Consider the following 18,979-nt stretch of genomic DNA (forward strand, 5'->3'; position numbering starts at 1 on the left):
TTTAACGGTTCGCATTATACATCAATAAAATATTTTTCATCATGAAAAAGTATTTTCAAACGATTGCCTGCAGCATCATGCTTATCAGTATTGTATCATGCAACAATACCGGCAAGCAAAAACTAAGCAACGCCATAAATGACAGCAGCAATTATCTTCCCAAAAAATATGTAGAACTAAAGCATCCTGAGTGGAGTAAGAATGCTACCATCTACGAAGTAAATCTCAGGCAATTCACGCCGGAAGGAACTTTCAAAGCATTTGAATCCCATCTGCCCCGCTTAAAGGATATGGGCATTGATATAATCTGGCTGATGCCCATCAACCCTATCGGAGAGAAGAACAGGAAAGGAAAAATGGGCAGTTATTATTCTGTAAAAGATTATTATGGGGTTAACCCTCAACTTGGTACATTGGATGATCTGAAAGCATTGGTAAAGAAGATACACTCAATGGGTATGCATGTAATTATTGATTGGGTAGCCAATCATTCTGCGTGGGACAATCCATTGGCCACCGAACATCCTGATTGGTACAGCAAAACACCCGAAGGAAATTTTCAACCTACTCCATGGTATGATTGGGATGATGTAATTGATTTTGACTATGATAAACCTGGCCTGCGTAAATACATGACTGAGGCATTGAAATACTGGGTAAAAGAAGCTGATATTGATGGATACCGTTGTGATGTAGCAGGATTTATTCCCGTAGATTTCTGGGATAACGCAAGAAAGGAATTAGACCAGATAAAACCGGTATTTATGCTGGCGGAATGGGAATCGAGAGACCTGCACAAAAATGCTTTTGACATGACTTACTCCTGGAGCCTGTGGGAAAAAATGCATGCAGTAACTGCTGATAAAAAAAACATCGGTGGATTGGTAGAATACATGGCACATGATGTAAGTACCTTTCCGAAAGATGCTTACAGAATGACCTTTACTGAAAACCATGATAAAAATTCGTGGGAAGGAAATCAATATTCTAATTTCGGAGACGGACTGCAAGCCTCTATGGTACTGGCAGGAGTGGTAAATGGTATGCCGCTCGTTTACAGCGGGCAGGAAGCCGGACTCAATCGTTCGCTGGCATTCTTTGAAAAAGATTCCATCCATTGGCAGCAACATCCTTTCTTCAATATCTATAAAAAACTTTTTGAGCTGAAACATAAGAACCAGGCATTATGGAATGGAGCCTGGGGCGGAGAAATGATTCGGATCTTTAATGATATGCCTAACCAGGTCATTTCATTTTCCCGAGAAAAGAATGGAGATAAAGTGATACCTGTGATCAATTACAGCAACAAACCAGTGAAAGTAATCCTGAATTCAAAATACCAGAAAGGTACCTACACCGAATTATTTACAGGAACAAAATATGAGTTAAAGGGTGACGATGAGATCTCTTTGCCAGCCTGGGGATACCTCGTGTTGGTTAAATAAAAAAGATCCGAAGTGCATTGCTTCGGATCTTTTTTATATTGACTAAAAATAACTCAGGTTAGTTTTAGGTGTTAAGGTCAGCAACGTTTCATACATCAGTTTGATGGTGTTCTCCACGTCATCTTTATGCAGCATTTCTACCGTTGTATGCATGTAGCGTAAAGGAATAGAGATCAATACAGACGGGCAGCCGTCATTTGCATATGCAAAAGAATCCGTATCAGTTCCTGTACTTCTGCTTACAGTGTGTAACTGCACAGGAATTTTTGTTTTGCTGGCAACATGCTGCACAACATCCAACAATTTATTATGTACTGCAGGACCAAACGTTAAAGAAGGTCCTTTACCACAAACTGTGTCTCCCTGGATGATCTTGCTGATCATCGGCGTAGAGGTATCATGCGTTACATCGGTAATGATAGCGACATCAGGCTTGATCCTTCTTGCGATCATCTCCGCTCCTCTTAAACCAATTTCTTCCTGCACTGCATTTACAATGTATAAACCAAAAGGTAATTTCTTTTTGTTTTCTTTCAGCAGTCTTGCAACTTCAGCGATCATAAAACCACCAATACGGTTGTCGAATGCTCTGCCTATTAAATTACCATAGGCTAATTCTTCATACCCGGCCTCATAGGTAGCTACTGCACCAATATGTATTCCCAGGTCTTCTGCTTCCTTTTTTGTTCTTGCGCCACAATCCAAAAACAAATTATCTACTTTAGGTTGTGGTTCTTTCGCTTCAGGGTTTTGCAACCTGGTATGAATAGCCGGCCAGCCGAATACCGCTTTTACAGCGCCTTTTTTCCCATGTATCAAAACCCTCATTGAAGGAGCGATCTGGTGATCCACACCACCATTACGTTTCAGATAGATTAATCCTTCCGGAGAAATATAATTTACAAACCAGCTGATCTCATCCGCATGCGCTTCAATTACTACCTTAAAGGTTGCCGTAGGGTTAATTACTCCCACAGCTGTTCCGTATGGATCAGTAAAAAAACTATCGGTAAATGGTTTGATATACTCCAGCCACATTTTTTGTCCGCTGCTTTCAAACCCTGTAGGAGAAGGGTTATTGATATAGTCTTTTAAGAAAGTGTAAGATTTTTCTGTAAGAATACTTTTCGCTTTTTTTGCCTTTGCCATAGTAAATTTTTATAAGAAACAAATTTAATTAAATACTTGCTACGAATGTTGTAAGTGCTGAAAATAACATTAACCCATCTATTATAAAATAATAGAAAAAATACCCTTGCTTTTTTGTCGAAAAATAATAGGCTATCAACAATGCCAATGCAGATACCTGCAATGCGGCAAACTGTTTTGCTGTTATCCCATAATGATAATAGAAAAAATTGGTGGCAAACAATGCAATAAATGTCACCCAGATAAAAATACGCAATGCTTTAGGAGATAGGTCTGTAGCCAAACTACGCATCCCTCTTATTTTATCAATTGCACTATCCCTGCTATCGAAAATAATGCAAAGCATCAGCATGAATAAAAAACGCCGCATACAAATAAACCCATCAGATGCTGTTAATGCTGCAGGAGGAATATGAACGGGAAGGTAGGCCGTTACATACATCCACGACAGACTCAACACGATAGTTTTTAATACGCCGAACCTTCTTGTAAAATTTAAAAACTTAAATGGCAATAAGGGCAGTGTATATAATACAGTTAAACCAACCGCTGGCAATACATACAATAAAGGCAACTCCGATCGCATAAAACAAATAAGCGTGCCAACTCCTGCAATAAGCAAGAGGCTGATCTTGCCGGCTTCTTTACCCAAATTGAAATTGCTGAAATATCTTTTACTTACCAACCAATAGAAATTATAACTGCATAAAGTAGCAAAAAAAATAAAGCCCATCAGGTAGATATCAATGGGAGTATTTGTTAACTGAAATGTTTGCAAAGAAAGTGCAGCTGCACAAAACGCAACAAAAATGGAATGGGATAAGATGAAATGTAAAATCTTTTTCAGGAAGATTTTATTTAATAATTACAATTGTTTCTGAACTGACAGTATCACTTTTGTTTTGCTTACTATCTTTTATTACAAATTGAAAATAACAGGTGTCATTATTGGCACAAAGTGGCTCCTGAATTGGAGGAATACCATCTACACGATAACCATAGGTAACAAAAATATCTCCATTTACATTTTTGGTAGGAGGAAAAGCAGGCAACGCAAAACTATCTTTAAAGAAATTCAACGAGCATTTCGGATTAACCTCTCTGAGGAATATTGAATCCACATCACCTTCCGAATCAGTAAAACCAAGTGTAAACTTAAGTATCTGCCCTTTATCCAACACCTTCGTATTTACAGATTTGTACTTTAACTGTGGAGCTGTTGTAAATTTATCCTTTTTACAACCAATAAAAAGTAAGGTAAATATGGCTATTAAAATTGTGTATCGCATCTTTGTATCTATGTATCACAAATTTAATGATTGAAATTGAATACTGCTGTTAAAAATATCGACTGGCCTGACAAGGTCTTTTCTGTCACTCCCGAAAATTTCGAGGAGCTGGCATTGGCTATATTTCAATTTCAACATGAGTTTAATCCCGTATACAATCAATATTGCCGGAGTTTACATATCGATATAGCCAACATCACTTCTTTAGAAAAGATCCCTTTCTTACCCATCAGTTTTTTTAAAACACATACGATCAAGACAACTGATTTTGAAGCAGAAGTAATTTTTGAAAGCAGTGGCACTACAAAAACGATCAACAGTAAACATCATGTAAAAAGTATCGATATCTATCAGGAAAGTTTCACCAGGGGATTTGATCTGTTTTATGATGCAGACCATTGCATCATTGCATTACTCCCATCTTACTTAGAACGAAATAATTCTTCCTTAGTAATGATGGTTGATAAATTGATAACAGCCAGTAATCATCCCAGAAGTGGTTTTTATTTGCATGATCTCTTTGCATTACAAGAAACCATCTTGGCACTTGAAAAAGAAAAACAAAAGACCTTATTGATTGGCGCCACCTTTGCTTTGCTCGATTTTGCTGAACAGTTTCCTATGTCATTGCAATACACAACCATAATGGAAACAGGTGGCATGAAAGGACGGAGAAAAGAAATTACACGTGCTGAAGTGCATGAAATTTTATGCAATAGTTTTCATGCAAAAAAAATACATTCTGAATATGGGATGACAGAATTATTAAGTCAGGCATATTCAAAAGGCGATGGTATTTTTAACTGCCCGCCGTGGATGAAAATTTTAGTCAGGGAAGATGATGATCCATTCAGCATTCAATCTGCCTCATTGAATAAAACATATAGCGGAGCCGTAAATATCATAGATCTGGCAAACATCTATTCCTGCTCATTTATTGCTGCCGAAGATGCAGGAAAGTTATACCCCGATGGAAGTGTTGAAATAATCGGCAGACTTGATAATAGTGATATCAGAGGTTGTAGCTTGCTAACGTTGTAGCAGTTCTTCAATTTTGTACTTTAATTCTCTCCCTTCCAGATCAATACCGGCAATTACGCCGTTCTTATCTAATAGGAAAGAAGCCGGAATACCATTTACCCCATATGTTTCAGCAACTGCCGATCTCCAGGCATCCTTATCCATCACTTGTGTATAGGTGATCCTGTCTTTTTTAATAGCCTTTATCCAGGCTTGCTTCTTATAATCTAATGAAACACCAAATATTTCAAACCCTTGTGCTTTGTATTTTTTATACAAGGCTACCACCTTGGGATTGGCTTGCCTGCAAGGCCCACACCAGCTGGCCCAAAAATCTATCAGCACAACCTTGCCTCTTAAAGATGACAGGTGAAGTATACTGTCTTTTGTATTCGGTAAACTTATTTCGGGGGCAAGCCTTCCTACGGCAACCTGTGCCTTGGCCACTCCTGTAAAAAGCAATACTAACAACAGCCATCTCTTCATCGACAACAATTTTTCTTTTTAAATAATGATAATATGAATAACAATATCTTTTTCATTTTTAATACGCATTGAAAAAATTATACTCTACTCTTAACAAAACGCCACGTTCCATCGACCTGTAAAATTTATCCGTCAATGGAAATCTGTATCCTATATCCACTCTGGCCCTGCTATTAAAGATCATTTGCAAAGAAGGTGCCAGATCGAGGTATGAAAATTTCCTGCCCAAATTAGTCTGACCAAGTAATTCAACCATCAAATTTACATTTGTTTGTTTGTAACTGGTGTAATCAGCAGGCAACATTAACTTTCCGATAGAGAATGAATAATTGAATGCATTACGAAAATCATCTGCAAAAATATATTTACCATTATCAAAGGCATGCACAACTGAAGCATTGGCAGATAAAGCGATCTTCTGAACCAATTGTGTAGCCACTATCCCTCCCTCATAACCGCTATTGGTTCCATACAAATTGATCGAAGCATCATGTATCAGACCATCATTCAGGCTATACCTGCCAAAAGCCGCCATCCTGAAATGACTATGAATGTCATCAATACTGTAGAACCGGTATTTAGCATACACACTCGCCCCTTCTGCATTAAATTTACCCGATACATTACTAAAAAAAGCATCCATATGTATCATTACTTTTTTAGATATCCCAAACATTACTTCCGGAATCAGGTGATACTCATTCTTTCCGGTATGCTTGTTTTTCATCAGCATATTATTCATTCTTATACCAACACTTTTAGCCGCCATATTACTGGCAGGCTCTGTATACACAAAGAGCTCTTGCGCTTTTACGGCATGATGCAAACAAAAAAACAATATGATCAGCAATATTCTCATAACAAAAAAATGGTGCCGCAACCTTATTGCGGCACCATACAATAATAAACTAAATAGTTACATGAAATATTCTTGTTCCTTTAGCCAACTTGTCTTTTGTGCAACAAGCCTCTGCTACTCCGGTCTGGTAACATTGCATTACAGTAAAACGGCTATTCTTTTTAAATTCTTTAGCCGACACAAATCCTTTATCTATAAAGCGAATTTGTTTATCCCCATTCACCGTTTGATCTGTAACATTCAAAAAATGAAATACAGTACCATTAATGGTGGTGTGTTTATCATTCGTTACAACTGCATTATCAAAATGAATGGTGGCAACAAAATTTGCTACAAAAAAACCGGCATCTTCTACTTTCTTTTTCAACTTGTCAAAATCAACTGTATGATCCGGCTTAAATGAAATATCAAAAGTTGAATTTTTGATATTTGCATCTACCTTATCTACAAAGTCCAGCGAACGCAACGCTTTATTGATAGCATTGCTACACATGCTGCAGGTTAATCCACTTGCCTGTATAGACACCTTGGTTACCTGCGCCTGCGTGGCAAACGAAAAAAGAACAGTAATTGTCAGCAATATTTTTTTCATATTGATACTGTTTACATTGTACAACAAGACTTCTCTTGTCCACATGATTTATCTGTTACAGATGCATGTTCTTTACAACAAGCTTTGCCTTTTACACAACCTTTTTCTTTACAACATTTGGCATCTTTGCAACATTTCATTTCTTTACAGGCAGCTGCATCTTTACCACATTTTTCCATATTGCAGCATTTTTTTACCTCTTCGGTAGTAACTGGTTTTCTATCATACTGGCAACAACCGGGAAGTTTATTATATGCAGCATCACTTGCTACAAAATCCTGTGTATCATATCCGGCAGCAGCTACTGATTGTTGTATTCTTTCAGTAGATGTTTTAGCGCCATCATATGTAACAACTAATTCTTTTGTTTCTTCACTCCAAACCGCTGTAGCGGCACCACTGTTTTTAGCAGCTTTCTCTATCTTTTTCTTACAGGTTTCGCAATTGCCCCAAACTTTAATGGTAGCTGTATTGGCCACTGCTCCCTTTTGTGCAAACGATGTAAAACTGTTGAAGATGCTGAATAATATTACAGCGTATATTGATAATGCTTTCATTTTATTAAATTTTAGATTTTATTAAACAATTAAAAAGTGCGTATAGCACAAGGCATCGATAACTATCGCTACCGATGTAACAGTCAATATTTGTCTATAGTCTGAAAACGCCATGCAATATACAAGCAGAAGGCTTTGTATATATAGGTGGTGAATGATTTTGTACTGTCTTATCTGCAACAGTATAAATAAACTTAGTTTCGTAGAGAGGATATTGGGTCAGAACAACGAAAACCGGAGCCTGAAAACTAAGGTCGTTTGAAACGCTTTTATGAGAGTCATTAATTTTGTAAAACTTGTGTTCATCATTGCAGCAACCCTTCTTCGCTTTCATTCCACATTTACCGCACTTGTCATTATCTGAACTATAAAAATCAACTCCGGCTTTTTTACCCATACAGTAATGTATCTCCATGGCTACTCCCGAGGAGACACCCAGATACAGAAAAGCTAATATGGCTACAAAAACCTTTTTCATTTACTAAGTAAAGTTAACACAAAAATCTGGTTACAATGTTAATGAAGTGTTTAAGGGAACACCGGTTTAATTCACAAAATTCCACCGTATACCAAACCTGAATATAAATCCTTGATATACATAGTGCGGAGCAGCAAAATTATTTTTAGTAAACCCGAAGCCATTGGTAAAATCTATTGCATTCAAATTTTCGGCTCTTAAAAAGCCTGTGAATGACTTGATCCTGAAATGTAAAAATGCAGCGATATCAGGCCTGTTTTTAATAGTAAGTGTATCCTGTGGCATAAACTGCCCCATCACCGGCGAATAGTTATATGCTTTGAATGGCGTGTAATACCTTAACTCAAGACCGGTACTCAAATTAAGATTCTTATAAAAAACACCTTCATACGCAATTCTGTTCCTGGTAAAAATAAACGGCACTTTTATAGGGGCTGCTGCATCAGTTTGTTGTAAGGTTATATCGGCATACCAACTCCAACGTTTAGATAATTTTATCTTTTTAGAAGCACTTGCCTGTATCAAATTAATGACCTTACTATACTGGGCTGTCTGATAATAGTTGGTAAAATAAATATAGTTGGTAATGAAATAATTTGCAGCAGACAAACTGATAAAAGGATTATCTGCAGATACTTTAGCCACCGTAATATTTTCTTTTTTATAAGATGCTGTATTACCGAAATTAAAAGAAGACAATGTGTTATAAATAAAAGACGGACTTCTGTTCACATTAGAAAAAGACAATTTTACATTCCCCCATTTTTTATTCAAAAATCTTTCTAACATCGCATTGGCAGAGTAGTCGCCACTATTGAGGCCGTTGAGGTAAAACTCTCCATTCACTAAAATATCCCAAAGCCTGTTTCTTGTTTTGTTTCTGTATTCTCCATGCAACACAATATTGTAAAAGTTTTTGCTGCCTCCCGAAAATGTACCGGTAATATTTTCAAGCCTGGCTCCTGCCAACAAATATTGAGCACTGTTCTTGGTATCAGGAAATTGCATCAACGAAAAATCATTGGTCACCACTTTCCATCGATCAGTCACTATCAGACTATCAGTAAACTTCTTCAATGTTGTATCGTACCATCTTTTATAAATGCCTGAATCAGCTTCCACATCTTTAAACTGATAATTGTAAGAGCTGTAAGTAAGTGTATGTTGAAAACGAAGTTTAGAATAAAACAAATATTCAGTAGTAGAATCGTTAATAATAATAGAATCCTTTTTACCAATATCATACGATTGACGGAGAAAGAAAGTAAAATCTTTATAAATGTTGCCCGTGGTAACTGATGAATTAAATGGATTGGGAAGAGAGCCGGAATCTCTGCCCAAATTAACCGGAATAGTAAAACGTTTCGAAAAATTCGGGCTCAGCAAAAAACTGTCATTTTTGATCCCCCCATTCTCTGACCCCTTAAGTGTATTACCCATCAACATGAAATAGGCGGCATATCTTTTTCTTTTACCCTGGTAATTACTGAATATCCTGTAACTGTTATGACTGGTATTTTGTGTAACAAAAAAACCGGGAGCAGTAATTAATTTATACTCGAAGCCAAAATTTAAATTAGGCATTGGATTTTGTGTGTGCAGTATTTTTATCATCTGCTCTTTTCCGCTGGCCAGCTGATAGCTCATTTGCGTAAAGGGCTTGGTTGTTTTAAAAAAACGGCTGTTATCCAGTGTATAGCGATAGGCATCGTATGCATGAAACCCGGCATCCCAACCTGCTTTTGTGAACGGAGTATAAATTAAAGAATATCCGGCAGAGCCGTTGTTGCCTAAATATTGCTGTGCGGCCGGTACCGAAAAATAGTTATAGAAATCATTGATAGAAGAATCGATACGGTTAGACTTGATCCCATCTATATATTTAAAACTGATGGTAATGGAATCCTTGGCATCATCCCTGTGCTCAAAACCCAATCCGGTTCTGCCCCCGGAAGTATCTGTTGTTCCTGTAGTATTTCTTCCACGTCTCGGGCCATCGGCACCTAATTTATCAAATACCCTTCCTATTTGTGCATAGGAAAAAGTATAAGCGATCACTATAAAAAGAGTCAGGAGTAATTTCTTCATTCTTTGATATTGCAGCAAAAATATGTATAATTAATTATAGAGTTTCGGCGGGTAGGTTGTTGATTTTCACAAAGTCTACTAAGGATGCACTGCGTTACACAGAGAGAATCTTCGAGTTAATGAACTTTCTCGGTGCCCTTTGTGCATTCTTGATGTATCTCAGTGAAATAAAAAAGCCACAGAGAAAACATTCTAATCAGAATACTATCTCTGTGACTGTTCAGCGTTAAACTTCTAAAAATTTATATCGCCGCTACCAATTCTTTGAATATATGTGTAAAATTAGGCTCCGCATGTTTGGCAGCCTCTAACACTTCTTCATGCGTAATTACATTTTCTTCTTCCCTGATACCCACATCAGTAATAACACTCATGGCAAATACATGCAATCCCATATGATTGGCCACAATACACTCAGGCACCGTACTCATACCTACTGCATCGCCACCTAAGGTTTCTATCATCAGGTATTCTGCTTTGGTTTCAAAAGTAGGACCCGTTACTGCAACGTATACCCCCTCCTGTACTTTGATATTTGCCTTAGCAGCAACATCTTTTGCTTTGGCGATCAGGTGCTTTTTGTATGGCTCTGTCATATCCGGAAAACGTGGCCCCATCGCCTTGTCGTTTTTCCCGATCAACGGATTAACCGTCAGCTGACTGATATGATCAGTAATGATCATCAGGTCTCCTACTTTGTATTTCCTGTTCACCCCACCTGCCGCATTACTCAGCAATAAAGTTTGTATCCCCAAAAACTTCATCACCCTGATAGGGAAAACCACTTCATGCATGGTATACCCTTCGTAATAATGAAAACGGCCCGCCATTGCCACTACCTTCTTTCCTCCCAATTCGCCAAAAATCAATTTGCCGCTATGCCCCTCTACCGTACTAACCGGAAAATGAGGAATATCCCCGTAAGGGATCTCTTTTTCCGCTTTAATTTCGGCTGCAAAGTTGCCTAAACCACTACCTAATACAATACCAACACTCGGAGTTTCTCCGTAAATTTTTTGAATGTAAGCAACCGCTTCATTAATTTTTTGCATCATGTTTTTATAAAATTTGTAGGCTAAGGTACAGAATTCTGTATTATTTATAATACTGGCATCGTTTGCATAAAGAAACAACCTAAAATCCAAACCCGGAAATCATAACTCAATACACTTTATTATCTTCGCCAAAACTTTTAAAAAATGAATCTTCACGAATACCAAGCCAAAGAGCTTTTAAAAAAGTACAATGTTCCGGTACAGGAAGGCATTGCCTGTAATACACCCGGTGAAGCTGAGGAAGCTTACAGACAAATTAAAACACAATACGGCAGCAACTTCGCTGTAGTTAAGGCGCAGATTCACGCCGGCGGACGTGGTAAAGGAACCATCGTAGGTAAAGACCAACGTGGTGTGGCTGTTGGTAAAAATGGCGATGCGGTAAAAGAGATCGCACAAAACCTGATCGGCGGTACATTGGTAACCATCCAAACAGGACCTGCAGGTAAAGTAGTCAATAAAGTATTAGTAGCACAGGATGTATATTATGATGGCCCTAACCCGGTAAAAGAATTTTACCTGTCTGTATTGATGGACAGAGCCAAAGGCCAGAACGTTATCATGTACAGCACCGAAGGTGGTATGAACATTGAAGACGTGGCACACGATACTCCTGAAAAAATATTCAGAGAATGGGTTTACCCGGGTGGTGGACTACAAGGTTTCCAGGCACGTAAGATCGCTTTCAACTTAGGTTTAAGCGGAGATGCTTTCAAAAACTGCGTAAAATTTGTAACCAATCTGTACAATGCATATGTAGGATTAGATTGCAGCATGCTGGAAATTAACCCTCTTTTCAAAACAAGTGATGATAAGATCATTGCGGTGGATTGTAAAATGGATGTTGATGACAACGCTCTAACCCGTCACCCCGATGTAGCAGGTTTAAGAGATGTGAATGAAGAAGATCCTACCGAAGTAGAAGCAGGCAAACACAACCTGAACTTTGTAAAATTAGATGGTAACGTAGGTTGTATGGTAAACGGTGCCGGTTTGGCAATGGCTACCATGGATATGATCAAATTAAGTGGTGGTGAACCCGCTAACTTCCTGGACGTAGGTGGTACTGCCAACGCACAAACTGTAGAAGCCGGTTTCCGTATCATCTTAAAAGATCCTAAAGTAAAAGCAATATTGATCAACATCTTTGGTGGTATCGTTCGTTGCGATCGTGTGGCACAAGGTGTCATCGATGCATACAATTCTATCGGAACTATCAACATCCCTATCATTGTTCGTTTACAAGGAACCAATGCAGATGTTGCAAAAGAATTAATTGACAAAAGCGGTTTAAAAGTACAAAGTGCTATCTTATTAAGCGAAGCAGCAGCTTTGGTGAATAAAGCAGTAGCATAATTTACAAACGTTTTTATAATACTCGAATCCCATCCGCCGCGGCGGATGGGATTTTTTATGGAACAAACATTTTTGCTTTGGTCATCATCGTTGTGTCACTCACTTGTACGGCATACCATTATTGAGCTTTTATCAAAGCGAAGATTATCTCAACATTTATTACTTTTATAGACATGTTTACCTATTTCCTTTGCTGGTTCCCAATGCTCCTGATAGCCATCCTCAATGGCACAGCAAGAGACCTATGGTATAAAAAATATCTTGGCGAATTAACAGCCCATCAGGTCTCAACCATTTCCTTGATCATCATGTTTGGTGTATACATCAATTGTATTGTAAAAATGATCCCTCCCCGATCCGGAGAGCAGGCCGTTTATATTGGCCTGCTTTGGTTGGCACTTACATTGCTCTTCGAATTTGGTTTTGGTCTTGCCCGTGGCAACGCTCTATCTAATCTTTTGGCAGAGTACAATATTTTAAAAGGCCGTGTTTGGATATTCATTCCTATCTGGGTAGCCATCGCCCCTTATCTATTTTATAAGATCAACTCTTAACAGCCCATTCAGCATGATAACACTTGAACCATTTGAAAGAACAGATTTTGAAAGATTGATTAATTGGATCGATACCGAAGAAATATTGGTTCAATTCGGCGGACCAATATTTTCATTCCCACTAACAATAGAACAATTGGAAGCCTATACAAATGACAAACAAAGACTTTCCTTTAAGGTGGTAGACCAATCAAGTAAAACACCTATCGGGCACGCCGAACTTTTTCCGTCAGACGATAACAAGACAATGAAAATTTGCAGGATCCTCATTGGCGACAAACAAAAACGTGGACAAGGACTTGGTCAGCAAATAATAAATGAGTTATTGAAAATATCATTCATAACACTTGGCAAAGAAAGAGCAGAACTCAATGTGTACGACTGGAATACAAGCGCCATCAAGTGTTATGAAAAAGTTGGCTTTACCATAAATCCGGATAAAATATTTACATCAACCGTAAAAGAAAATACCTGGACAGCCATAAATATGACCATCGACAAACAACATTGGATAAGCTAACACAACAACAACCGATCAATATTACCAGTGCATTAAATGACTTGATAAGGAAAGAAATTGTAGCATAACAAATGTCATTGGCGCTATAAACAATACAAAATGTATAAGACTAAAAGGTTGATTTTTAACTAAATATATTTTTTAACAGCGGCACATAATGTCATATATTTATGTGTTGTAGGTAATTAGCAAACATCATAAAAACATGTCGTACTCCTTTGACATAGTAGACCAAAAGGTTAATGAGACTGAATTTTTTCTCAGGAAAATGATTGAAGCTAAAAGCAATTGGTTTGAATTTTCTTGTTATTTAACCGCATTCCTATCATCATCCAGAGCAATTACATTAGCGCTACAGCGATTCAAATTTATTTCTGGATTTGATGAATGGTATAATCCGAAGCAAGCAGCTCTAAAATCTGACCCACTTGCTAAATTCATCTTAGAGGTAAGAAACGATAATGTTCACGGTGGACCAAATCCAGTTGTAGGAGGCTCTTTTTACAGAGGAGAATCAGAATATCGCTTCAAAGACCAAGATAAATTGGAGTATAAAGACATCGTTTCATGCTGTCGAGTTCACTTTATAAATCTTCTTGAAATTGTGTATGACTGTTACTTAGTTTTAGGTATTCATGTAGACCCACAACAATATTATACCCGTGAACACTTTACAACTATGGGTTTAACGATTGATGATGCTGAACTTGAAATTTGGGGATGGATAATGGACTCTTACATTGAGGATGGGTTCGACGAAGATGATAGATGGCATGAATTGCGTAGCAAAGTTGGTGAATGTAAAATCAATCATCTGTTCAACGGTTACTTAGGAAAAGTCACACCCCAACCCGTTATTCCAGATAGAATTGCAGACTTTGATTTTACTGACGAAGAAAAAGGATGGGTTTACATACCGCCTGGATTTGAAACTATCGAGGATTATATAAATTCTCTAGACAAAAAGGTAGACAGAACTTGAATAACTGTCTGCCGCACCGGTTCGTGGCACACGAAACGGCAAGCTTAATGTTGTTTCGTGTGCCACGAACCAAGGCGAAGAAAAAAATAAAATATTTTTCAGATTTATAATTCAACATATGCTTAAAAAACTCCTGACCATCATTTTATTTTTTTCTACAATTGACAGTTATTCCCAGTCGAAACAAATTGTTGGCTCATGGCTTTTCCGTGATTCAGCGAATGCAATTTCATTTTTCATAAAAGAGAATGGAACTATCGAAAAAAGGGCTGGACTTGCTGGTGAATATATTTGGGATAAAGCTCCTCAAATTGGTACATATACATTCAATAAACAAGCAACCCTTGTGATAACTTGGGCAGATAAAAGTATTGAAAATGGTAAGGTAAAATTTGTTGATAACTTCACTGCAGAAATTCAATTTACAAGTCCAAAAAATAAGGTTAAAAAGATATACACTTTCAAAAAAATAGTTGATGAAGAAGTCGTACCGGACAAGTAACAGCAGCCAACTGCCGCACCGGTACGTGGCACACGAAACGGCAAGCTTAATGTTGTTTCGTGTGCCACGAACCAAGGCGAAGAATAAGAAATTTTGAAGTAACATATCTATCAATTTAATGAACAGGAACGAAACTATTCTAAACGAGCCAAAAGAACTGGTTGTTAGAGGAAGCTATAAACGGCCAATAATTCTTGCAATTTTGTTATCAATTCCATGTATTGGACTTTTGACTGAGTCGCTTGACAATTGGAAAAAACTTATCAACGAAACTAACTACCTAATGATACTGCTTGTTTTTTTCATATATGGCATGTCAATTTACTATTGGTTCAAAGTCTTTGATAAAAGAATCAAACTAATAATAAATTCGAAAGGCATTTGGAGTTTAAAAACTGGCTTTATCGATTGGTCAAACTTCTGGTATTTTTATATCAAAGAAGAGAAAACGACTAAGGCTGGCACGTTTCATTTTATCATACTCAAGGTAAAAAACGATGAGAAAGATTACAAAATAGATCTTACCTTTTACGATAAAACATATGAAGAGGTTAAAGAAGCGATAAATATTAACTCTAAAAAATATCCGGCAATCGACCTAGGCTTTGAAAAAAATGCATAAAACTTCGCACATCATGGGGCTTTATGCTATTGGGGCTTTTTCCACCGCTGTAGGTGTTTCAATATCCCACATAAGCCAACTGTAACAAGTATAACATGCCGCCGTCTGGTCTCCTACCAACGGCACAATTTTAAAAGAGCCCTCTTATCTCCATATAACATTTCATCAAATATTACAGTGGCATATCAATCCTGCTGGTCAGAGACCAGGCGGGGGGGCATTCTGAATAGCAACATATTTTAAACTAAAAAAGAATGGTAACCTATCCTACTTACGTCATCTATGTATCCTAGTTAGATGGGGTAACCTATCCTCTTTACGTCATCTATATATCCTAGTTAGATGGGGTAACCTATCCTCTTTACGTCATCTATATATCCTAGTTAGATGGGGTAACCTATCCTCTTTACGTCATCTATCTATCCTAGTTAGATCGGGTAACCTATCCTCTTTACGTCATCTATCTATCCTAGTTAGATTGGGTAACCTTTCCTACTTACGTCATCAACATATCCTAGTTAGGTTATGTAACCTATCCAACTTATGTTATCTGCCTATCTTGGTTGGGTTTGGTAAGCTATCCTACTTATATCATCTACGTATCTTAGTTAGGTTAGGTAACTTATCTAGGTATGGTCACTAACGTAATCAGGATAGGTTGAGTAACATAGCTTAGTTAGATTTAAAACCAATCCAGGATAGGTATAAACAATAAAAAACCCGTCGAAAGGCGGGTTTACAATAAAGGCTTGTTTTAGTTTACTCTATGCCGTTGTTGGTCGCCTGACCAACAACCTTCAATATACCTTCCGCCATTTTCTTCGCCGTCGGGGTTTTCACAGTTTAGTCTCACTGCAATATTGTTTTAACCGTGAAACCCCGACGTAATGATATCCTCAAACACAACATAACCACACTATGACCTGACGCAGACACCCTCTTTTTTGACGCCATCACACCTCATTTGTCAGTGTTTAAATGGTATTTTTGAGTAACGATAAAAACAAAACCAATGGCACTAATTAATCCTCATATCAACTTCAACGGCAATGCCGAAGAAGCTTTTACGTTTTACAGATCCGTATTTGGCGGAGAGTTTGCAAAAGTGGTTCGTTTAAAAGATCTGGCAGGCGCCGAATTTCCTGTAGCAGAAAGTGACGAAAACAAGATCATGCACATTGCCTTGCCCATAGGAAAAACTAATGTATTGATGGGAAATGATGTACCGGAATTCCTGGGAAAAGTAAACGAAAGAGAGAACAGAAGTAAAATTTCAATCAGTGCAGAAAGCAAGGAAGAAGCGGATAAATTATTTAACGGACTTTCGGCTGGTGGAGAAATTGAAGTACCTATTTCAGACAGCCCCTGGGGGTCATATTTTGGCATGTTCAGAGACAAATACGGCATTGAATGGATGGTAGACTTTGACCCGAAGTATAAGGGAAAAGTATAAGCGAAGAACAACCACTACCCTGTTTCCTGTGCCACAAAACAAGGCGAAGAAAATTACCAACCCTACTATACTGCTGTAATTCACCCTTCCATTCCGGCACAGATCACAAAAAAGAATGCAAAAAACTTGCGTAGCCAAATAACGACACTTATATTTGTAGCCAAATAGCTACACAATGAATTTAAGAAGAGATGTATTTCAGGCCATCGCAGACCCTACAAGAAGGGCCATACTGCTGTTGGTGGCGTCACAATCAATGACAGCGGGTGCCATAGCAGCCAACTTCGATACGGCAAGGCCAACCGTTTCTAAACACCTGCAAATACTCACCGAATGCGAATTGCTTACTCCCACGCAAAGCGGCAGAGAGATCTCCTATCACATCAATGCAAAAAAAATGAAAGAAGTTTCCGACTTCATTGAGCCATTCCGTAAAATGTGGGACGACCGGTTCAACAAATTAGAATCAGTAATGAAAAAATACAAAAGCAAATAATATGGAACTGAAAACAAAGATACATGCTGAAGATGGCAAACAGGATCTGCTGATAACAAGAGAATTTGAGCTGCCGCTGGAATTATTATTTAAAGCATATGTGGAGCCGGACATCGTTGAACAATGGATGGGAACAAAAGTGTTGAAACTGGAAAATAAAAGACACGGCAGTTATCAATTTGAAACAACCGATCCTAAGGGAAACAAACATGGCTTCAATGGAGTGATACATGAGTTTGTTCCCAATCAGAAAATCACACGAACATTTGAAATGGAGAACACGCCTTTTCCTGTTCAGCTCGAATTCTTAGCGTTTGAAAAACTCACCGACGATACCAGCAAACTTACTATGCAGATCATATATAGATCGATAGAATCGAGGAACCAGATGCTGCAACTGCCTTTTGCGCAAGGCATCAATATGGCACATGCCCGGTTACAAGACATCGTAAACAAATTAAAATAAACACCGTATGACAAAAAGAAATAAGATCATCTATTGGGTTGCTACGCTATGGCTTGCTTTAGGGATGGTATCAACCGGAATAGTGCAGCTAATTAAAATGAAAGAAGAAGTGGCCATGTTTACTCATTTAGGCTACCCTATTTATTTACTCACTATACTGGCCATCTGGAAATTCCTGGGAGTAATAGCAGTCCTTGTTCCTAAATTCCCTTTGTTAAAAGAATGGGCCTATGCAGGATTCTTCTTCGCTATGTCGGGTGCTATCTTTTCTCATATAGCTGTTGGTGATGGTACTAAAGAATTTTTCGGACCAACATTATTACTGATTCTAACAATGATATCCTGGTATTTCAGACCGGCGGATAGAAAAATAATTTCAGTTAATTTTAATAAATGAACAACATGAACCCCAAGGTTGATTTCTATTTTAGCAAAGACAAATGGCAGCAAGAGATCGGCTTATTGCGAAAGATCGTTCTCGACTGTGGACTCATTGAAGAATTGAAATGGGGCTCTCCTTGTTACACTTTTGATAAACGCAATATTGTTTTAATACACGTATTTAAAGAGTACTGTGCAGTATTGTTTTTCAAAGGAGCATTATTAAAAGATACCGGGCATATACTGATACAACAAACAGCAAACGTGCAGGCAGCACGGCAGATACGCTTCACCAATGTGAAGGATATCGTTAAAATAAAAGCTACCCTTAAAGCTTATATTTATGAAGCCATTGAAGTAGAAAAAGCCGGCTTAAAAGTAACTTTAAAAAAGACGTCGGAATTCAATATCCCTGAAGAATTCCAACAACAGTTAAATAAAAAAGCGGGGTTAAAAAAAGCTTTCAACGCATTAACACCGGGACGGCAAAGAGCGTATATTTTTTATTTCTCTCAACCCAAACAATCCAAAACCCGTGAGGCAAGGGTTGAAAAATGCATCCCGGATATTCTAAACGGAAAGGGATTAAATGATTAATATCTAGTCAAAAATAAAAATTTAAAAAAGAC

General features: G+C 37.8%; 23 protein-coding genes. 13 read left to right on the forward strand and 10 right to left on the reverse strand.

The annotated features are described in order from the left end of the window. Positions 1-41: 41 nt before the first annotated feature. A complete protein-coding gene (locus tag LK994_RS13690; RefSeq protein ID WP_229760660.1) occupies positions 42-1,445 on the forward strand; it encodes an alpha-amylase family glycosyl hydrolase in 1,404 nt (467 codons plus the stop codon). 42 nt (positions 1,446-1,487) lie between these two features. On the opposite strand, the gene LK994_RS13695 is transcribed toward LK994_RS13690, so the two are convergent. The 3 genes from LK994_RS13695 to LK994_RS13705 form a co-directional block, all read right to left on the reverse strand. Next, a complete protein-coding gene (locus LK994_RS13695; protein WP_229760661.1) occupies positions 1,488-2,594 on the reverse strand; it encodes a M42 family metallopeptidase in 1,107 nt (368 codons plus the stop codon). 28 nt (positions 2,595-2,622) lie between these two features. Beyond that, positions 2,623-3,327 carry a UbiA prenyltransferase family protein gene (locus LK994_RS13700; RefSeq protein WP_229760662.1) on the reverse strand — a complete coding sequence of 235 codons (705 nt, stop codon included), beginning with the start codon at positions 3,325-3,327 and terminating at the stop codon, positions 2,623-2,625. Between the two features lie 121 nt (positions 3,328-3,448). Beyond that, positions 3,449-3,883 carry a hypothetical protein gene (locus tag LK994_RS13705; RefSeq protein WP_229760663.1) on the reverse strand — a complete coding sequence of 145 codons (435 nt, stop codon included), beginning with the start codon at positions 3,881-3,883 and terminating at the stop codon, positions 3,449-3,451. 30 nt (positions 3,884-3,913) lie between these two features. Between LK994_RS13705 and LK994_RS13710 the strand changes: the two genes are divergently transcribed. Beyond that, positions 3,914-4,924, forward strand: coding sequence for an acyl transferase (locus LK994_RS13710; RefSeq protein ID WP_229760664.1), 1,011 nt, complete (start codon positions 3,914-3,916; stop codon positions 4,922-4,924). On the opposite strand, the gene LK994_RS13715 is transcribed toward LK994_RS13710, so the two are convergent. From LK994_RS13715 to LK994_RS13745, 7 genes are all read right to left on the reverse strand, one after another. Continuing rightward, the gene (locus LK994_RS13715; RefSeq protein ID WP_229760665.1) at positions 4,913-5,389 is read right to left on the reverse strand and encodes a peroxiredoxin family protein; all 477 of its coding nucleotides are present in this window, start codon (positions 5,387-5,389) and stop codon (positions 4,913-4,915) included. The genes LK994_RS13710 and LK994_RS13715 overlap by 12 nt on opposite strands. Before the next feature lie 58 nt (positions 5,390-5,447). Continuing rightward, on the reverse strand, positions 5,448-6,248 hold the full coding sequence (locus tag LK994_RS13720) for a hypothetical protein (protein WP_229760666.1): 801 nt from the start codon (positions 6,246-6,248) through the stop codon (positions 5,448-5,450). Between the two features lie 49 nt (positions 6,249-6,297). Then, positions 6,298-6,840, reverse strand: coding sequence for a heavy-metal-associated domain-containing protein (locus LK994_RS13725; RefSeq protein ID WP_229760667.1), 543 nt, complete (start codon positions 6,838-6,840; stop codon positions 6,298-6,300). 11 nt (positions 6,841-6,851) lie between these two features. After that, a complete protein-coding gene (locus tag LK994_RS13730) occupies positions 6,852-7,397 on the reverse strand; it encodes a heavy-metal-associated domain-containing protein (RefSeq protein ID WP_229760668.1) in 546 nt (181 codons plus the stop codon). Between the two features lie 94 nt (positions 7,398-7,491). Continuing rightward, entirely contained in the window at positions 7,492-7,875 is a 384-nt protein-coding gene (locus tag LK994_RS13735) for an HYC_CC_PP family protein (RefSeq protein WP_229760669.1), read from the reverse strand. A gap of 66 nt (positions 7,876-7,941) precedes the next feature. Then, entirely contained in the window at positions 7,942-9,963 is a 2,022-nt protein-coding gene (locus LK994_RS13740) for a putative porin (RefSeq protein WP_229760670.1), read from the reverse strand. 242 nt (positions 9,964-10,205) lie between these two features. Continuing rightward, a complete protein-coding gene (locus LK994_RS13745) occupies positions 10,206-11,018 on the reverse strand; it encodes a purine-nucleoside phosphorylase (protein WP_229760671.1) in 813 nt (270 codons plus the stop codon). Positions 11,019-11,162: 144 nt separating this feature from the next. Here LK994_RS13745 and sucC point away from each other — a divergent pair, with 144 nt between their 5' ends. The 11 genes from sucC (at position 11,163) to LK994_RS13800 (ending at position 18,947) form a co-directional block, all read left to right on the forward strand. After that, entirely contained in the window at positions 11,163-12,374 is a 1,212-nt protein-coding gene (sucC, locus tag LK994_RS13750) for an ADP-forming succinate--CoA ligase subunit beta (protein ID WP_229760672.1), read from the forward strand. 173 nt (positions 12,375-12,547) lie between these two features. Continuing rightward, positions 12,548-12,928: a hypothetical protein gene (locus LK994_RS13755; protein WP_229760673.1), complete on the forward strand. Its 381-nt coding sequence runs from the start codon at positions 12,548-12,550 to the stop codon at positions 12,926-12,928. A gap of 13 nt (positions 12,929-12,941) precedes the next feature. Next, on the forward strand, positions 12,942-13,448 hold the full coding sequence (locus LK994_RS13760) for a GNAT family N-acetyltransferase (protein WP_229760674.1): 507 nt from the start codon (positions 12,942-12,944) through the stop codon (positions 13,446-13,448). Positions 13,449-13,653: 205 nt separating this feature from the next. Next, positions 13,654-14,430, forward strand: coding sequence for a hypothetical protein (locus LK994_RS13765; RefSeq protein WP_229760675.1), 777 nt, complete (start codon positions 13,654-13,656; stop codon positions 14,428-14,430). Between the two features lie 118 nt (positions 14,431-14,548). Then, positions 14,549-14,932: a hypothetical protein gene (locus LK994_RS13770; RefSeq protein WP_229760676.1), complete on the forward strand. Its 384-nt coding sequence runs from the start codon at positions 14,549-14,551 to the stop codon at positions 14,930-14,932. Between the two features lie 118 nt (positions 14,933-15,050). Next, the gene (locus tag LK994_RS13775; RefSeq protein ID WP_229760677.1) at positions 15,051-15,554 is read left to right on the forward strand and encodes a hypothetical protein; all 504 of its coding nucleotides are present in this window, start codon (positions 15,051-15,053) and stop codon (positions 15,552-15,554) included. A 1,012-nt stretch (positions 15,555-16,566) separates the two neighbouring features. Beyond that, positions 16,567-17,007 (forward strand): VOC family protein, encoded by a 441-nt coding sequence (locus LK994_RS13780; RefSeq protein WP_229760678.1) that lies wholly within the window; start codon positions 16,567-16,569, stop codon positions 17,005-17,007. A 175-nt stretch (positions 17,008-17,182) separates the two neighbouring features. Beyond that, positions 17,183-17,503 (forward strand): ArsR/SmtB family transcription factor, encoded by a 321-nt coding sequence (locus LK994_RS13785; RefSeq protein ID WP_229760679.1) that lies wholly within the window; start codon positions 17,183-17,185, stop codon positions 17,501-17,503. 1 nt (position 17,504) lies between these two features. After that, complete coding sequence (locus LK994_RS13790; protein ID WP_229760680.1) at positions 17,505-17,969, forward strand: SRPBCC family protein; 465 nt, start codon at positions 17,505-17,507, stop codon at positions 17,967-17,969. 7 nt (positions 17,970-17,976) lie between these two features. Continuing rightward, complete coding sequence (locus LK994_RS13795) at positions 17,977-18,366, forward strand: DoxX family protein (RefSeq protein WP_229760681.1); 390 nt, start codon at positions 17,977-17,979, stop codon at positions 18,364-18,366. Positions 18,367-18,371: 5 nt separating this feature from the next. Then, the gene (locus tag LK994_RS13800) at positions 18,372-18,947 is read left to right on the forward strand and encodes a YdeI/OmpD-associated family protein (protein ID WP_229760682.1); all 576 of its coding nucleotides are present in this window, start codon (positions 18,372-18,374) and stop codon (positions 18,945-18,947) included. The last annotated feature ends 32 nt before the right edge of the window (positions 18,948-18,979 follow it).

Origin of the sequence: Ferruginibacter lapsinanis, assembly GCF_020783315.1 — a bacterium.
GTDB lineage: Bacteria > Bacteroidota > Bacteroidia > Chitinophagales > Chitinophagaceae > Ferruginibacter > Ferruginibacter lapsinanis.

Excerpts from the sequence above, each read along its gene's own strand:
- LK994_RS13745 (WP_229760671.1), bottom strand. The coding sequence starts at position 11,018 with ATGATGCAAAAAATTAATGAAGCGGTTGCTTACATTCAAAAAATTTAC.
- LK994_RS13800 (WP_229760682.1), top strand. The coding sequence starts at position 18,372 with ATGAACCCCAAGGTTGATTTCTATTTTAGCAAAGACAAATGGCAGCAA.
- LK994_RS13740 (WP_229760670.1), bottom strand. The coding sequence starts at position 9,963 with ATGAAGAAATTACTCCTGACTCTTTTTATAGTGATCGCTTATACTTTT.
- LK994_RS13700 (WP_229760662.1), bottom strand. The coding sequence starts at position 3,327 with ATGGGCTTTATTTTTTTTGCTACTTTATGCAGTTATAATTTCTATTGG.
- LK994_RS13715 (WP_229760665.1), bottom strand. The coding sequence starts at position 5,389 with ATGAAGAGATGGCTGTTGTTAGTATTGCTTTTTACAGGAGTGGCCAAG.
- LK994_RS13755 (WP_229760673.1), top strand. The coding sequence starts at position 12,548 with ATGTTTACCTATTTCCTTTGCTGGTTCCCAATGCTCCTGATAGCCATC.
- sucC (WP_229760672.1), top strand. The coding sequence starts at position 11,163 with ATGAATCTTCACGAATACCAAGCCAAAGAGCTTTTAAAAAAGTACAAT.
- LK994_RS13690 (WP_229760660.1), top strand. The coding sequence starts at position 42 with ATGAAAAAGTATTTTCAAACGATTGCCTGCAGCATCATGCTTATCAGT.
- LK994_RS13765 (WP_229760675.1), top strand. The coding sequence starts at position 13,654 with ATGTCGTACTCCTTTGACATAGTAGACCAAAAGGTTAATGAGACTGAA.
- LK994_RS13695 (WP_229760661.1), bottom strand. The coding sequence starts at position 2,594 with ATGGCAAAGGCAAAAAAAGCGAAAAGTATTCTTACAGAAAAATCTTAC.
- LK994_RS13725 (WP_229760667.1), bottom strand. The coding sequence starts at position 6,840 with ATGAAAAAAATATTGCTGACAATTACTGTTCTTTTTTCGTTTGCCACG.
- LK994_RS13795 (WP_229760681.1), top strand. The coding sequence starts at position 17,977 with ATGACAAAAAGAAATAAGATCATCTATTGGGTTGCTACGCTATGGCTT.
- LK994_RS13705 (WP_229760663.1), bottom strand. The coding sequence starts at position 3,883 with ATGCGATACACAATTTTAATAGCCATATTTACCTTACTTTTTATTGGT.
- LK994_RS13775 (WP_229760677.1), top strand. The coding sequence starts at position 15,051 with ATGAACAGGAACGAAACTATTCTAAACGAGCCAAAAGAACTGGTTGTT.
- LK994_RS13770 (WP_229760676.1), top strand. The coding sequence starts at position 14,549 with ATGCTTAAAAAACTCCTGACCATCATTTTATTTTTTTCTACAATTGAC.
- LK994_RS13720 (WP_229760666.1), bottom strand. The coding sequence starts at position 6,248 with ATGAGAATATTGCTGATCATATTGTTTTTTTGTTTGCATCATGCCGTA.
- LK994_RS13785 (WP_229760679.1), top strand. The coding sequence starts at position 17,183 with ATGAATTTAAGAAGAGATGTATTTCAGGCCATCGCAGACCCTACAAGA.
- LK994_RS13780 (WP_229760678.1), top strand. The coding sequence starts at position 16,567 with ATGGCACTAATTAATCCTCATATCAACTTCAACGGCAATGCCGAAGAA.
- LK994_RS13790 (WP_229760680.1), top strand. The coding sequence starts at position 17,505 with ATGGAACTGAAAACAAAGATACATGCTGAAGATGGCAAACAGGATCTG.
- LK994_RS13760 (WP_229760674.1), top strand. The coding sequence starts at position 12,942 with ATGATAACACTTGAACCATTTGAAAGAACAGATTTTGAAAGATTGATT.
- LK994_RS13730 (WP_229760668.1), bottom strand. The coding sequence starts at position 7,397 with ATGAAAGCATTATCAATATACGCTGTAATATTATTCAGCATCTTCAAC.
- LK994_RS13735 (WP_229760669.1), bottom strand. The coding sequence starts at position 7,875 with ATGAAAAAGGTTTTTGTAGCCATATTAGCTTTTCTGTATCTGGGTGTC.